Raw genomic sequence first — 14,289 nt, forward strand, 5'->3', positions numbered from 1 at the left:
AGTGATCGCGCCGCATTCGCCCTGGATATGGAAGAACCGATCATGAGCTTCACCCTCTACACCCACCCCCAGTCCCGCGGCCGCCTGGCGCGCTGGATGCTGGAGGAATGCGGCGCCGACTACAGCGTGCGGGTGCTGCACTACGGCGCCAGCATGAAGGCGCCCGAATACACCGCGCTCAACCCCATGGGCAAGGTGCCCGCCATCCGCCACGGCGACCTGGTGGTGACCGAGAACGCCGCCATCTGCGCCTACCTGGCTGATCGGTTCCCCGCCCAGCGGCTTGCCCCGCCGGTAGATTCGCCCGAGCGCGGCACCTACTACCGCTGGCTGTTCTTCGCCGCCGGCCCCATGGAAGCCGCCGTCACCGCCAGGGCGCTGAACCTGCTGGCGCCGCCCGAGCGCCGCGCGGCCACCGGCTACGGCAGCTACGAGGACGTGATCACCACCGCCGAATTCGCCGTGCGCGCCAACGCGCTGGACGACGCGCTGGCGCGGCAGTTGCAGTCCCAGGGTTGACCATGCCCTTCCCGCTGGACGAACGCCGCGTGCTGCTGGCCGTCAAGGGCGTCGGCCCCACGGTGGTGGCGCGGCTGGAGCAGATGGGCATCGAATCGCTGGCGCATCTGCGGCACGAGAACTCCGCCGACATCCTGGCGCGCGGCGCGCGCCTGACCGGCTCGAGCTGCTGGAAGAACAGCCCGCAGGCGCGCGCCGCCGTGGCCGGGGCGATCGAGGCGGCGCAGCGGCACCGGCCGTGAAGCCCCTCTCCCCTCGCGGGAGAGGGGTTGGGGAGAGGGGGAGGTTCAGCGCCACGCAATTGCCGGCCTGCACCGCCACCCCCTCTCCCCGGCCCTCTCCCGCGAGGGGAGAGGGAGTGGCCCGCGCTGGATGGAACGCTTCTCTTTTCATAGCTTCCAGCGCTTGACTGTCGGGCGCTAGAGGCCAATTTCATGCTCAAACCATTGGGGGCTGCTAGCATTGCCGCCATGGGTTTGGCCGACACGCCCCGCGATGAAGTCAGCGACGTGCAGCCGCGCGATCTGCCTGCGGGCGGCCGCGCGGCGCGCGCAGGCGCGCCGCAGCCCACGACGCTGGAGCCGCTGGCCGCCGGCGACGGCCCGCCGCCCGCCGGCGCCGTGCGGCCCAGCGCCCGCGTGATGCGCGCGCACCTGGCGCACTGGGTGGCGTTCGGCTTCGGCAGCGGCCTGTCGCCCGTCGCGCCGGGCACCGTGGGCACGCTGTGGGCCTGGCTGGCCTGGGCGCTGCTGGCCCACTGGCTGACGCCCGCGCAGCTCGGCGGGCTGCTGGCGGCGTCCCTGCCCGTGGCCTGGTGGGCCAGCACCGTCACCGCGCGCCACCTGCGCATGGCCGACCCGAGCGCCATCGTCGCCGACGAGATCGTCGCCTTCTGGCTGGTGCTGTGGCTGCTGCTGCCGGCCGGCTTCTGGGCGCAGTTCGCCGCCTTCCTGCTGTTCCGCTTCTTCGACGCCGCCAAGCCCGGCCCGGTGGGCTGGGCCGACCGCCTGCTGCACGGCCAGGGCGGCTGGCGCGGCGGCTTCGGCATATTGCTGGACGACCTGGTGGCCGCCTTCTGCACGCTGCTGGTGATCGCGCTGTGGCGCGCCTGGTAGTCGATTACTACATTTTTCATAGCTGCTACCGCACGTGGATCAAGCGCTGGAGCCCGATTTGATTCAGAACCTGGCCGATGCCCTGCAACGCCGCGGCTGGATGATGGCGACGGCCGAAAGCTGCACCGGCGGGCTGATCGCCGGCGCCTGCACCGACCTCGCGGGCTCGTCGGCGTGGTTCGAGCGCGGCTTCGTCACCTACAGCAACGCCGCCAAGACCGAGCTGCTGGGCGTGCCGGCGGCGCTGATCGCCGCGCACGGCGCCGTCAGCGAGCCGGTGGCGCGCGCCATGGCCGAAGGCGCCGTCGCCCGCTCGCACGCGCGGGCCGCCGTGGCCGTGACCGGCGTGGCCGGCCCCACCGGCGGCAGCGCCGACAAGCCGGTGGGCACCGTGTGGTTCGGCTGGTGCGTGGACGGCCGCGCGAGCACCGAGCTGCGCCGCTTCGGCGGCGACCGCGCCGCCGTGCGGGCGCAGACCGTGGCGCACGCGCTGCGCCAGCTGCTGGCGCTGCTCGGCGCGCCGCCCTGAAAGCGCGCCATCCCAGGCCACTAAGATGGCCGCGCGCCGCACCCATGAACAAGACCAGGAGACACCCGCATGAGCACGCCGCAGATCACCTTCAGCAGTACCGTCCGCTACAGCACGCTGGCCCTGTGCGTGGTGGGGCTGGTGCTGAGCCTGTTCACCATGATCGCGTTCGAGCGCGGCCTGCCGTGGTTCCTGCTGTTCGGCGCGCTGGTGGCGCTGGGCGTGCACGACCTGCGGCAGACGCGCCACGCCATCCTGCGCAACTACCCGATCCTGGGGCACCTGCGCTTCGCGCAGGAGTTCATCCGGCCCGAGATCCGCCAGTACTTCATCGAGGGCGACATGGAGGCGCAGCCCTTCTCGCGCGCGCAGCGCTCGGTGGTGTACCAGCGCGCCAAGGGCATGCCGGACAACCGGCCCTTCGGCACGCAGCTCGACGTCGGCGCCGAGGGCTACGAGTGGATCAACCACTCGCTGCACCCCACCAAGATCGAGTCGCACGACTTCCGCATCTGGATCGGCGGCAGCCCCGGCGCGCCGCTGCCCGGCGTGTCGCCCTGCACCCAGCCCTACAGCGCCAGCGTGTTCAACATCTCGGCCATGAGCTTCGGCGCGCTGTCGGCCAACGCCGTGCTGGCGCTGAACCAGGGCGCCAGGCTGGGCGGCTTCGCGCACGACACGGGCGAGGGCTCCATCAGCCGCTACCACCGCGAGCACGGGGGCGATCTGATCTGGGAGATCGGCTCCGGCTACTTCGGCTGCCGCAACGCCGACGGCACCTTCAGCCCCGAGCGCTTCGCCGAGCAGGCGCAGGACCCGCAGGTGAAGATGATCGAGATCAAGCTCAGCCAGGGCGCCAAGCCCGGCCACGGCGGCGTGCTGCCGGGCGCCAAGGTCACGCCCGAGATCGCCGCCGCGCGCGGCGTGCCGGTGGGGGTGGCGTGCATCTCGCCCTCGGGGCACAGCGCGTTCTCCACGCCGGTGGAGCTGCTGCGCTTCGTGGCGCAGTTGCGTGAGCTGTCGGGCGGCAAACCGACCGGCTTCAAGCTGTGCATCGGCCACCCGTGGGAATGGTTCGGCATCGTCAAGGCCATGCTGGAGACCGGCATCACGCCCGACTTCATCGTGGTGGACGGCGCCGAGGGCGGCACCGGCGCCGCGCCGGTGGAGTTCACCGACCACGTGGGCACGCCGCTGCAGGAGGGCCTGCGCCTGGTGCACAACACGCTGCGCGGCGTGAACCTGCGCGAGCGCGTCAAGATCGGCTGCGCGGGCAAGGTCATCACCTCGTTCGACATCGCGCGCATGCTGGCGCTGGGCGCCGACTGGTGCAACTCGGCGCGCGGCTTCATGATGGCCGTGGGCTGCCTGCAGGCGCAGACCTGCCACACCGGCCACTGCCCCACCGGCGTGACCACGCAGGACCCGATCCGCCAGCGCGCGCTGGTGGTGGGCGACAAGGCGCCGCGCGTGGCGCAGTACCACGCCAACACGCTGCATGCGCTGAAGGAGCTGCTGCAGGCCGCCGGCCTGACGCACACCGACCAGGTCACCTCGCACCACATCGTGCGCCGCATCGACGACACGCAGGTGCGCCAGCTGTCGGGGCTGATGCCCTCGATGCCGCGCGGCGCGCTGCTGGGCGAGGTGTCCGCCCTGCCCGCCGTCTTCCGCCTGTTCTGGCCGCTGGCCAGCGCGCGCAGCTTCGCGCCCCAGCTGCCCGAGCCCGGCGACACGGCCAGGCCAGCGGCGGCGCAGGAGGTGGCGCAGCAGCTGCGCGACGCGCCGCCGCCCGAGCCGGCGCCGGTCGCGCACCTCGTGCCCGAGCAGGCGGTGCCGCCGGCGGCGGCGCCCGCATCGCCCACGCAGGTGCCACAGAGCTGGCGCGCCTCCGACCCCGTGAACGGCCGCGATCCAGCCGCGCGGTGAATCGGTGACGCTCTGTTTTTAGGAGCGACTTACACAATCCTTACGCCGTTCGCGCGAGCATCGGCCTCGTCGGCGGCACGCGCCGCACGCTGATCGCGCCGGGTGAAAACCCCTAACGACCAGGTGCCTGCACGCGGCCATAATCCGCTCGTTTTTGTGGTCACAGAGGCGTCAGCCAGTCGCATGAGTTCGGACATCATTCTGGAAACACGAGGGCTCGTGAAGGAGTTCAAGGGCTTCGTGGCGGTCAACGATGTCAACCTGAAGGTGCGCCGCGGCAGCATCCACGCCCTCATCGGCCCCAACGGCGCCGGCAAGACCACCTGCTTCAACCTGCTGACCAAGTTCCTGGAGCCCACGCGCGGGCAGATCCTGTTCGACGGGCACGACATCACGCGCGAGAAGCCCGCGCAGATCGCACGCCGCGGCGTGGTGCGCTCGTTCCAGATCTCCTCCACCTTCCCGCACATGACGGTGCTGGAGAACGTGCGCGTGGCCTTGCAGCAGAAGCTGGGCACGGCCTTCAACTTCTGGCAGTCCGAGCGCTCGCTGAACCAGCTCAACGACCGCTGCCTCGAATTGCTGGACCACGTCGGCCTGATCGAATTCGCCCCGCTCACCGCCATCGAGCTGCCCTACGGCCGCAAGCGCGCGCTGGAGATCGCCACCACGCTGGCCATGGAGCCGCAGCTCATGCTGCTGGACGAGCCCACCCAGGGCATGGGCCACGAGGACGTGGACATGGTCACCCAGCTCATCAAGAAGGTGGCCGCCAACCGCACCATCCTGATGGTGGAGCACAACATGGGCGTGGTCGGCAGCATCGCCGACATGATCACCGTGCTGCAATTCGGCCAGGTCATCGCCGAAGGCCCCTACGCCGAGGTGTCGCGCAACCCGCAGGTGCTGGAGGCCTACATGGGCAGCGCCGACGAGGCCCTGCAGGGGGCACATTGACATGAGCAGTTCCACGCCCGCCATCCAGATCCGCGACCTGCACACCTGGTACGGCGAGTCGCACATCCTGCACGGCATCAACATCGACGTGATGCCGGGCGAGGTGGTCACCCTGCTGGGCCGCAACGGCGCCGGCCGCACCACCACGCTGCGCGCCATCATGGGCCTGACGGGCAAGCGCACCGGTTCGATCCAGGCCGGCGGCCAGGAGACCATCGGCATGCCGCCGCACCAGATCGCGCGTCTGGGGATCGGCTACTGCCCGGAAGAGCGCGGCATCATGACCTCGCTCACCTGCGAGGAGAACCTGATGCTGCCGCCCAAGGTGGCCGAGGGCGGCATGGGCATCGACGAGATCTACGAGATGTTCCCCAACCTGAAGGCGCGCCGGGGCAGCCCGGGCGGGCGCCTGTCGGGCGGCGAGCAGCAGATGCTGGCGGTGGCGCGCATCCTGCGCACCGGCGCCAAGGTGCTGCTGCTGGACGAAATCTCCGAGGGCCTGGCCCCGGTCATCGTGCAGGCGCTGGCGCGCATGATCCGCGAGCTGCGCTCGCGCGGCTTCACGGTGCTGATGGTGGAGCAGAACTTCCGCTTCGCCGCGCCGCTGGCCGACCGCTTCTACATCGTCGAGCGCGGCCTGGTCGTGCGCGAGTTCACCGCCGCCGAGCTGCCGGGCACCATGGACATGTTGCGCGACTACCTCGGCGTCTAGTTTTTTTGGCAGTCCACTACTCACAAGGAGAGGTTCGATGAAACGCAAACTGCTCTGCACGCTGCTGGCCGGCATGGGCCTGGGTCTGGCGGGCCTGGCCCAGGCCCAGGTCTCCGACAACCTGGTCAAGATCGGCGTGCTGACCGACATGTCCGGCCTCTACGCCGACCTGTCCGGCTCCGGCTCGGTGACCGCGGCCAGGATGGCGGTGGACGACTACACCAAGGCCAGCGGCTCGAAGCTGAAGGTCGAGATCGTGTCGGCCGACCACCAGAACAAGGCCGACGTGGGCTCCAGCGTGGCCCGCAAGTGGTTCGACAGCGAGCAGGTGGACGCCATCGTCGACGTGCCCACCTCGTCGGTCGCGCTGGCCGTGCACGAAGTCGCGCGCGAGAAGGGCAAGGTGATGCTGAACTCCGGCGCCGCCTCGTCCGACCTGACCGGCAAGCTGTGCTCGCCCAACACCGTGCACTGGACCTACGACACCTGGATGCTGGCGAACAGCACCGGCGGCGCGATGGTGAAGAACGGTGGCGACACCTGGTTCTTCCTGACCGCTGACTACGCCTTCGGCCACGCGCTGGAGCGCGACACCTCCGAGGTGGTCAAGGCCGCCGGCGGCAAGGTGCTGGGCAGCGTGAAGGTGCCGCTGGCCACGCAGGACTTCTCCTCCTTCCTGCTGCAGGCGCAGTCGTCCAAGGCCAAGATCATCGGCCTGGCCAACGCCGGCGGCGACACCATCAACTCGATCAAGCAGGCATCGGAGTTCGGCATCACCAAGGGCGGCCAGAACCTGGCCGGCCTGCTGGTGTTCCTGAGCGACGTGCACGGCCTGGGCCTGCAGACCGCCCAGGGCCTGATCCTGACCGAGACCTTCTACTGGGACCTGAACGACGGCACCCGCGCCTGGTCCAAGCGCTTCGCGTCGGCCAACGGCGGCAAGTACCCGACCATGGTGCAGGCCGGCGTGTACTCGGCCGTGACGCACTACCTGAAGGCCATCGACGCCGGCAAGACCGACGACGGCACCAAGACCGTGGCGAAGATGAAGGAACTGCCCACCGACGACCCGCTGTTCGGCAAGGGCACCATCCGCGCCGACGGCCGCAAGATCCACCCGGCCTACCTGCTGGAAGTGAAGAAGCCCGCCGAGTCGAAAGGCCCCTACGACTACTACAAGATCCGCGCCACGATCCCGGCCGACAAGGCGTTCCGCCCCGTCGACCAGGGCAGCTGCCCGCTGGTCGCCAAGAAGTAAGCCGCGCACGCGACGGCAAGGCACAGACACGACGACGCCATGGACATCTTCGGCATCCCGATCCAGGCCATGATGGGGCAGTTGCTCATCGGCCTCATCAATGGCTCGTTCTACGCCCTGCTCTCGCTCGGGCTGGCCGTGATCTTCGGCCTGCTGAACATCATCAACTTCGCCCACGGCGCGCAGTACATGCTGGGCGCCTTCGGCGCCTACCTGCTGCTGAACAAGCTGGGGCTGGGCTACTGGTGGTCGCTGCTGCTGGTGCCGGTCATCGTCGGCGCCACCGGCGTCGTCATCGAGCGCACCATGCTCCAGCGCCTGTACAAGCTGGACCACCTCTACGGCCTGCTCCTCACCTTCGGCCTGGCGCTGATCATCCAGGGCCTGTTCCGCAACGAATACGGCTCCACCGGCCTGCCCTACGCCATCCCCGAGCAGCTCTCGGGCGGGCGCAACCTGGGCTTCATGTTCCTGCCCAACTACCGCGCCTGGGTCATCGTCGCCTCGGCGGTGGTGTGCGTGGGCACCTGGTTCGTGATCGAGCGCACCCGCCTGGGCGGCTACCTGCGCGCGGCCACCGAGAACCCGCAGCTGGTGCAGGCCTTCGGCATCAACGTGCCGCGCATGATCACGCTCACCTACGGCTTCGGCGTGGCGCTGGCCGCGCTGGCCGGCGTGATGGCCGCGCCCATCTACCAGGTCAGCCCGCAGATGGGCGCCGACCTCATCATCGTGGTGTTCGCCGTGGTGGTGATCGGCGGCATGGGCTCCATCATGGGCGCCATCGTCACCGGCTTCGGCCTGGGCCTGATCGAGGGGCTGACCAAGGTGTTCTACCCCGAAGCCTCGACCACCGTCATCTTCATCATCATGACCATCGTGCTGCTGATCCGTCCGGCCGGTCTGTTCGGAACGCAGAAGTAAGCCATGGCCAACACGCCCAACCCCGCGCGCGCGCACCGCGTCGCCTTCGCCCTCATGGCGGCAATCTTCATCCTGGCGCCGCTGCTGGGGGTGTATCCGATCTTCATGATGAAGGTGATGTGCTTCGCGCTGTTCGCCTGCGCCTTCAACCTGCTGCTGGGCTTCGGCGGGCTGCTGTCGTTCGGCCACGCCATGTTCCTGGGCGGCGCCGGCTACGTGTCGGCGCACGCTGCCAAGGTGTGGGGCCTGACGCCCGAGCTGGCGATCCTGACGGCCACGCTGTGCGCGGCGGCGCTGGGCTGGGTGGCCGGGCTGCTGGCGATCCGCCGCCAGGGCATCTACTTCGCCATGATCACGCTGGCGCTGGCGCAGATGATCTTCTTCTTCAGCCTGCAAGCGCCCTTCACCGGCGGCGAGGACGGCATCCAGGCGGTGCCGCGCGGCAGGCTGTTCGGCCTCATCGACCTGTCGCAGCCGATGGCGATGTACGCCCTGGTGCTGGTCATCTTCCTGGGCGGCTTCGCGCTGATCTACCGCATCATCCACTCGCCGTTCGGCCAGGTGCTGAAGGCGATCCGCGAGAACGAGCCGCGCGCCATCTCGCTGGGCTACGACGCCGACAGGTTCAAGCACCGCGCCTTCGTGCTGTCGGCCGCGCTGGCGGGGCTGGCCGGCGCGACCAAGGCGCTGGTGTTCCAGCTGGCCTCGCTGACCGACGTGTACTGGAGCATGTCGGGCGAGGTGGTGCTGATGACGCTGGTGGGCGGGCTGGGCACCATCTTCGGCCCGGTGGTGGGCGCGGCGGTGATCGTGACCATGCAGAACTACCTGGCGCAGCTGGGCGCCTGGGTCACCGTGGTGCAGGGCGTGATCTTCGTGCTGTGCGTGCTGCTGTTCCGGCGCGGCATCGTGGGCGAGATCGGCCACCTGCTGAAGAAGTCGCTGTAGGGCCGGGCGCTTCGGCCGCGGGCGACCTGGGCGGGCCATTCGGCCCGCTCGCCGCTTCAGGACCGCCGTTTCAAGCCAAATCGGCCTCCAGCGCCCGCCGGACATGCGCTGGCAGCTATCTTTTAAGAAGCACCCCAAACCCGCCGCACCTGCACGCCCAGCGGCGCCAGCCGGCGCGCCAGGCCCAGCACGCGGGCGTCCTTGCTGAGCAGCGTGGCGCGCCAGGCCACCGCCAGGTCGATGAAGGGCTGGTCGTCCGGGTCGCGGCAGCGCACCGGCGTGGGCGCCGCCGGCGGCACCCGCTCGGCGCGGGCGTCGAAGGCGGCCAGCACGGCCTGCGGCGCCGGGCCGGCGGGCGCCAGGCGCGGCGCGATGCGCGGGTAGGCCAGCACGCGCGCCAGCTCATCGCGCATGCCGGCGGTGGCCAGCCAGCGCAGCGCGCCGCCCTCCAGCGCAGCGCGCAGCGGCCGCGCGGCGGGGTCGTCGAACACCCACAGGTCGAGCACGCAGTTGGTGTCGATCACCACCGGCATGCCGCGCCCGATCGAGCCGGTCGTGATGTGCATGTCGGCGATTATTCCGGTTCGGGCGAACGGAGCGTGCGCCCCGCTCGCCGTCACCCTCATGGCCCGGCGGCCCGGTCAGCAACCTCTGCTCTGACGATCCGGGGAAAGCTCGGCGGGGGCGCAAGCCAAGTCGCGTCGGGCGCTGCGGCAGCATTGATCTTCATCCGCCCCAATCCCCCGGTGTGCAAGACTGCATGCCGAAAACGGCTTCAACACCCTGCCAGATCTGCCAGGTGCCAACCGCGATGCGATGGGATAGAACACACGCCATGCTCACGCTGCCCCGCTACCTCCACACGCTCGAGCAGTTCGGCACCGTGAGCACGGCCCAGGAGTTGACGCGACTCCTGTCGGGCCTGGGCCAGGCGCTGGGCTTTCACGGCATCGTGCATGGCCTGCAAAGCTACTCTCGCCAGAGCGGGCTGCATGTGGATTCCACCTCGGTGATTTCCGACCGCTGGCACAGCCACTACATGCAGCAGGCGTACTACCAGATCGATCCGCGCGTGCACCACTGCGCGCGCCACACCACCCCGTTGACGTGGAGCAGCATCGGGCCCTGCGAGAACCCACGCGCCACGCAGATGATGCGCGAGGCCCACGACTTCGGCCTGCGCGCGGGCATCTACGCCCCCGTGCACAGCATGGACGGGCGCTTCAGCCTGACCTGCGTGAGCCTGCGCGACGTGCCGCAGGCCGAGGCGCTGGACCTGGTTCGCCACGCCGCGCCGCTGCTGCCGGCGCTGGCGGCCCACGCGCACGAGGCGGCGCTGCGCCTGCTACCCGGCGGCCAGCGGCCCGAGGTCGCTCTCACGCAGCGCGAACGCGAGTGCCTGCAATGGGCGGCCGCGGGCAAGACCTCGTGGGAAATCGGCCTGGTGCTGAGCATCGCGGAGCGGACGGTGAACTTCCACCTGAAAAACGCCATGGCCAAGCTGGGGTGCCACAGCCGGCAGCACGCCATCGCCAAGGCCCTGATGCAGGGGCTGATCGGCCTGTAAGAACGGGCAGTTCAATCCCGGGCACCCGTGCGCTGCAATCGCTCCCACTTCATGCGCTGTGCGTGAAGCATCCATCGGGAGTTTCATCGTGCACCTTGCATCCGCCGCCATCCGCTTCACGCCACGCCTGACCTTGGCTGCCTGCCTTGCTGCCCTGCTCACCGCCTGCGGGGGCGACGATGGCGATGCCGCTGGCAGCACGCCCTACGCCATCGGCGGTACCGTGGCCGGGCTGGCCGAAGGCGCCGCGCTCGTGCTCAGCAACAACGGCGGCGACGCGCTGCGTGTGACGGCCAACGGCGCGTTCACGTTCGCCCAGCCTGCGTCCGGCTACCGGATCGAAGTCGCCACCCAGCCGAGCGGGCAGAACTGCACGGTCGCCAACGGCAGCGGCACCGCCGCCGCGCCGGTGACCGATGTCCAGGTAAGCTGCGCCGCCGGCGACGGCGGAGGCGGCACGGGCCCAGTCATCACCGCAGGGATCCCCGGCATCCTGGGCGAGTGGCAGCAGGGCACCTGCGTGGCCGCGGGCCCCGGGCGGTGGGCCCGCAACTACCTGCGCCCGGTGCAGGTGAACGAGACCACCATCGCGCACGTCCAGGGCCTGCGGCTTTTCGCCGACAGCCAGTGCGCGGGCGCAGCCAGCGTGCTGGGCGGCACGGCCATGGGGCAGGTGACGTTCTCGCGTTCCGAATCCAACGCCAGCGTGGCCGCCAACTGGGGGACGTTCAAGCAGATCACCGGCCTCGCCAGCCAGGCCATCTGGGCCAAGCGGGGCGAAAACACCCTGTGCCTGCTGGGGGACGAGAACCCGTCCATCCTGCCGACGCTGGCCCGGGTGGCCGCCGCGCTGGAAACGCTGCCGGCATCGGCCTGCTACACAAGGCTGTAAGCGCCCCTGCGCGCGCCGCAGGCCCAAGGCGCTGAGCCAAGGGAGCCTCGGACTGCAAACGGCCCCGACGGCCACCTGGGCGGCTGGGCGGGCCGGGGCGCCGGCTCAGCCCATGTCCAGCTTCAGGCTGCGCACGAAGGGCACCCAGCGGGCGCGCTCCTTCTGGCCGAAGGCGTCGGCCTGGGCGGGGGTGGAGGGGTTCAGCGGCTCGGAGCCGGTCTGCGCGAACCGCTCCTGCATGGCGGGCAGCGCCAGCACCTGGTTCAGCGCCGCGTTCAGGCGGGCGACCTCGGCCTCGGGCGTCTTGGCCGGCGCGAACAGGTTGTTCCACGAATAGGCCTCGTAGTCGCGCAGGCCCTGCTCGGCGAAGGTCGGCAGGTCGGGGGCCAGCGGGCTGCGCTTGGCGCCGCTGTAGGCCAGCAGACGCACGCGCCCCTGCTTGGCCAGCGGCTGGGACGTGATGAGGCCGTCGAACACCAGATCGACGTGCCCGCCGGAGAGGTCCGCCATGGCGGCCGCATTGCCCTTGTAGGGCACGTGGTTGAGCTTGACGTCGGCCGCGCGGGCGAACGCCTCGCCGACGATGTGGCTGATCGAGCCGTTGCCGGCGGAGGCGTAGGTCAGCTGCCCGGGCTGCGCCCTGGCCTTGGCGATCAGCTCCTTGAGCGTCTTGGGGCCGTCGGCCTTGCCGGCCAGCACCATGGGTCCGCGGCTGATCAGGCCGACGCTGCGCAGGTCGCGGTCCACGTCGAACGGGAGCTTGGAGAACAGCGCCACGTTCATCACCAGCTGCGAGCTGGTGCCCAGGCCGAGGGTGAGGCCGTCGGGCGCGGCCTTGGCCACGTGGTCGGTGCCCAGCGAGCCGCCGGCGCCGGGCTTGTTCTCCACCACCACGGGCTGGCCGAGGATCTCGGCCAGGTAGCGCGCCACCTCGCGCGCCGTGAGATCGTTGACGCTGCCGGGGCCGAAGCCCACGATGATGCGGATGGGCCGCGCCTGGGCCCACGCGGCCGGGCCGACGCTCAGGCCGAGCAGGGGCAGCGACAGGACGCTGCGGCGCGACAGCAGGGAAAGGACGGTGTGCTTCATGAGGTCTCCTTGGTTTCTTGGGGGAGCAGGCCGGCGGGCACCTGCACGGGCATCGCCAGCAGGATCTGGCCCATGCCCTTGCCGAGCGCGTCGTTGCGCAGCGAGGCCATGCCGCCGCCGCCCAGCGCCTGCTGGCAGACGAAGTTGAAGGCGTGGATGCCGGGCACCTCGTGGCGCACGACCGGCCCCGCGACCAGGTGCGCCAGGTACGCGCGCACGCGCTCGGGCGTGAGCTGCGCGCGCAGCAGCGGCAGCCATTCGGGCCGGCGTGCGATGACGCCGATGTTGGACGTGTCGCCTTTGTCGCCCGAGCGCGCCCAGGCCAGGCGGATCAGCGGCACCTCGACGGCGCCGGCACCGGGCGCTTCTTCTGCCGCAGGGATGGATGCTACGTTTTCAGGAGCTGTCGGCGCTTGTACAGCAAGCGCTGGAGGCCGATTTGGCACCGAAACCGCAGCACCGTCCAGCGCCACGGCGGGCACCAGGCGCGCCTTGTCAAGCAGGAAGGCGTACTGCCGGATCAGCGGCGAGACGCCCGCGCGCCCGCCGGCGCCGGTGGTACCGGGTGCCCACGAGGTGCCGGCCGGCGCGACCTCGCGCGCCAGCAGCTCCAGCGCGGCCTTGTCGGGGTGGCGCGCGGCGAGGCGCAGCACGGCCTCGCGCACCTGGGCCGCGGCGGGCTGGGCGTGCGGGCCGTAGGGGCTCTCGCTGCCCAGCACCTCGACGTGCGTGGCGCTGAAGGGCGCCAGGCCGCGCGCGGCCAGCAGGTCGCCCACGCGCTCCAGGATCGCTTCGCCGGTGCGGCGCGCCTTGGCCACGGCGTCGAAGCCGACGATGGTGAGCTGCGCCGAGGTCTTGAAGCCGTCCACGTAGGTGGCGCAGACCTTGTAGCTGCCGGTGGGCGCGCGGCCGCGCGCGCCGTGCACGCGCACCCGGTCGGGGCCGGTGGTCTCCATGCGCACCTGGGTGAAGTCGCACGCCACGTCGGGCAGCAGGTAGGCCGCCGGGTCGTGGATCTCGTACAGCATCTGCTCGGCCACCACCTGCGGCGCCACCAGGCCGCCGGTGCCCGCGGGCTTGGTGGTGGTGAAGCTGCCGTCGGCCGCGCACTCGACGATGGGGTAGCCGATGTGCGCCCAGTCGGGCACGTCCTGCCAGTCGGTGTGCAGGCCGCCGGTGGCCTGGGCGCCGCATTCGATGATGTGGCCGGCCAGGCTGCCGCCGGCGAGCTGGTCGTGGTCGGTGGGCTGCCAGCCGAACTCGTACATCAGCACGCCCAGCGTCACAGCCGAATCGACACAACGGCCGGTGACGACGACCTGCGCGCCCGCGTCCAGCGCCGCCTTCACGGGCAGCGCGCCGAGGTAGGCGTTGGCGGTGACCACCTTGGCCGGCAGCGGCGCGCCGCTTTGCAGCTCGGCCACGGGCGGCTGGGCCTGGCGCAGCTCGGGAAGCAGCGGCATCACGTCGTCGCCGGTGACGACGGCGATCTTCACCGGCACGCCGAGTTCATCCGCCAGCGCGCGCAGCGCGTCGGCGCAGCCCTGCGGATTGACGCCACCGGCGTTGCTGACCACGCGGATGCCCTGGGCTACCACGTCCTTCAGCACCGCGCGCATCGCCACGGTGACGAAGTCGGTGGCGTAGCCCAGCTCGGGCTTCTTCAGCCGCGCGGCGGCCAGGATGGACATGGTGAGTTCGGCCAGGTAGTCGAATACCAGGTAGTCGATCTGGCCGCTGTTCACCAGCTGCGGCGCGCCGACGCTGGAGTCGCCCCAGAAGCCGGAGGCGCCGCCGATGCGCACGATCTTTTTGCCTTGCTGCCGCCGGGCCGCTCCCAAGGCAGCAAC

At 70.6% G+C, this 14,289-nt stretch carries 15 protein-coding genes; 12 read left to right on the plus strand and 3 right to left on the minus strand.

Annotated features, from left to right (window positions below; all coding sequences use genetic code 11):
• The first annotated feature begins 42 nt into the window (after positions 1 to 42).
• From QM772_RS09445 to QM772_RS09490, 10 genes are all read left to right on the plus strand, one after another.
• On the plus strand, positions 43 to 519 hold the full coding sequence (locus tag QM772_RS09445) for a glutathione S-transferase family protein (RefSeq protein WP_415135780.1): 477 nt from the start codon (positions 43 to 45) through the stop codon (positions 517 to 519).
• Positions 520 to 521: 2 nt separating this feature from the next.
• A complete protein-coding gene (locus QM772_RS09450) occupies positions 522 to 761 on the plus strand; it encodes a helix-hairpin-helix domain-containing protein (protein ID WP_415135782.1) in 240 nt (79 codons plus the stop codon).
• A 228-nt stretch (positions 762 to 989) separates the two neighbouring features.
• The gene (locus QM772_RS09455) at positions 990 to 1,634 is read left to right on the plus strand and encodes a phosphatidylglycerophosphatase A (RefSeq protein ID WP_415135784.1); all 645 of its coding nucleotides are present in this window, start codon (positions 990 to 992) and stop codon (positions 1,632 to 1,634) included.
• A 34-nt stretch (positions 1,635 to 1,668) separates the two neighbouring features.
• Positions 1,669 to 2,163 carry a CinA family protein gene (locus QM772_RS09460; protein ID WP_415135786.1) on the plus strand — a complete coding sequence of 165 codons (495 nt, stop codon included), beginning with the start codon at positions 1,669 to 1,671 and terminating at the stop codon, positions 2,161 to 2,163.
• Between the two features lie 69 nt (positions 2,164 to 2,232).
• A complete protein-coding gene (locus QM772_RS09465) occupies positions 2,233 to 4,092 on the plus strand; it encodes an FMN-binding glutamate synthase family protein (protein ID WP_415135788.1) in 1,860 nt (619 codons plus the stop codon).
• A gap of 183 nt (positions 4,093 to 4,275) precedes the next feature.
• Positions 4,276 to 5,049 carry an ABC transporter ATP-binding protein gene (locus tag QM772_RS09470; RefSeq protein WP_415135790.1) on the plus strand — a complete coding sequence of 258 codons (774 nt, stop codon included), beginning with the start codon at positions 4,276 to 4,278 and terminating at the stop codon, positions 5,047 to 5,049.
• A gap of 1 nt (position 5,050) precedes the next feature.
• Positions 5,051 to 5,761, plus strand: coding sequence for an ABC transporter ATP-binding protein (locus tag QM772_RS09475; protein WP_415135792.1), 711 nt, complete (start codon positions 5,051 to 5,053; stop codon positions 5,759 to 5,761).
• Positions 5,762 to 5,798: 37 nt separating this feature from the next.
• Positions 5,799 to 7,019, plus strand: a complete 1,221-nt coding sequence (locus QM772_RS09480) for an ABC transporter substrate-binding protein (protein ID WP_415135794.1) — start codon at positions 5,799 to 5,801, stop codon at positions 7,017 to 7,019.
• Between the two features lie 39 nt (positions 7,020 to 7,058).
• Positions 7,059 to 7,943 (plus strand): branched-chain amino acid ABC transporter permease, encoded by an 885-nt coding sequence (locus tag QM772_RS09485; RefSeq protein ID WP_415135796.1) that lies wholly within the window; start codon positions 7,059 to 7,061, stop codon positions 7,941 to 7,943.
• Positions 7,944 to 7,946: 3 nt separating this feature from the next.
• Positions 7,947 to 8,891 carry a branched-chain amino acid ABC transporter permease gene (locus QM772_RS09490; RefSeq protein ID WP_415135798.1) on the plus strand — a complete coding sequence of 315 codons (945 nt, stop codon included), beginning with the start codon at positions 7,947 to 7,949 and terminating at the stop codon, positions 8,889 to 8,891.
• Positions 8,892 to 9,013: 122 nt separating this feature from the next.
• On the opposite strand, the gene QM772_RS09495 is transcribed toward QM772_RS09490, so the two are convergent.
• On the minus strand, positions 9,014 to 9,457 hold the full coding sequence (locus tag QM772_RS09495) for a putative toxin-antitoxin system toxin component, PIN family (protein WP_415135800.1): 444 nt from the start codon (positions 9,455 to 9,457) through the stop codon (positions 9,014 to 9,016).
• Positions 9,458 to 9,726: 269 nt separating this feature from the next.
• On the opposite strand from QM772_RS09495, the gene QM772_RS09500 reads away from it, so the two are divergent.
• Positions 9,727 to 10,458 carry a helix-turn-helix transcriptional regulator gene (locus QM772_RS09500; RefSeq protein WP_415135802.1) on the plus strand — a complete coding sequence of 244 codons (732 nt, stop codon included), beginning with the start codon at positions 9,727 to 9,729 and terminating at the stop codon, positions 10,456 to 10,458.
• 88 nt (positions 10,459 to 10,546) lie between these two features.
• Positions 10,547 to 11,350, plus strand: coding sequence for a hypothetical protein (locus QM772_RS09505; RefSeq protein ID WP_415135804.1), 804 nt, complete (start codon positions 10,547 to 10,549; stop codon positions 11,348 to 11,350).
• 105 nt (positions 11,351 to 11,455) lie between these two features.
• Here QM772_RS09505 and QM772_RS09510 read toward each other — a convergent pair whose 3' ends face one another.
• Both QM772_RS09510 and QM772_RS09515 read right to left on the minus strand, forming a co-directional pair.
• Positions 11,456 to 12,439 carry a Bug family tripartite tricarboxylate transporter substrate binding protein gene (locus QM772_RS09510; RefSeq protein ID WP_415135805.1) on the minus strand — a complete coding sequence of 328 codons (984 nt, stop codon included), beginning with the start codon at positions 12,437 to 12,439 and terminating at the stop codon, positions 11,456 to 11,458.
• Positions 12,436 to 14,244, minus strand: coding sequence for an acyclic terpene utilization AtuA family protein (locus QM772_RS09515; protein ID WP_415135807.1), 1,809 nt, complete (start codon positions 14,242 to 14,244; stop codon positions 12,436 to 12,438). The genes QM772_RS09510 and QM772_RS09515 overlap by 4 nt, the downstream gene beginning before the upstream one ends.
• Positions 14,245 to 14,289 lie beyond the last annotated feature (45 nt).

It is taken from the genome of Ottowia sp. (genome assembly GCF_047601385.1).
Classification (GTDB): domain Bacteria; phylum Pseudomonadota; class Gammaproteobacteria; order Burkholderiales; family Burkholderiaceae_C; genus Ottowia.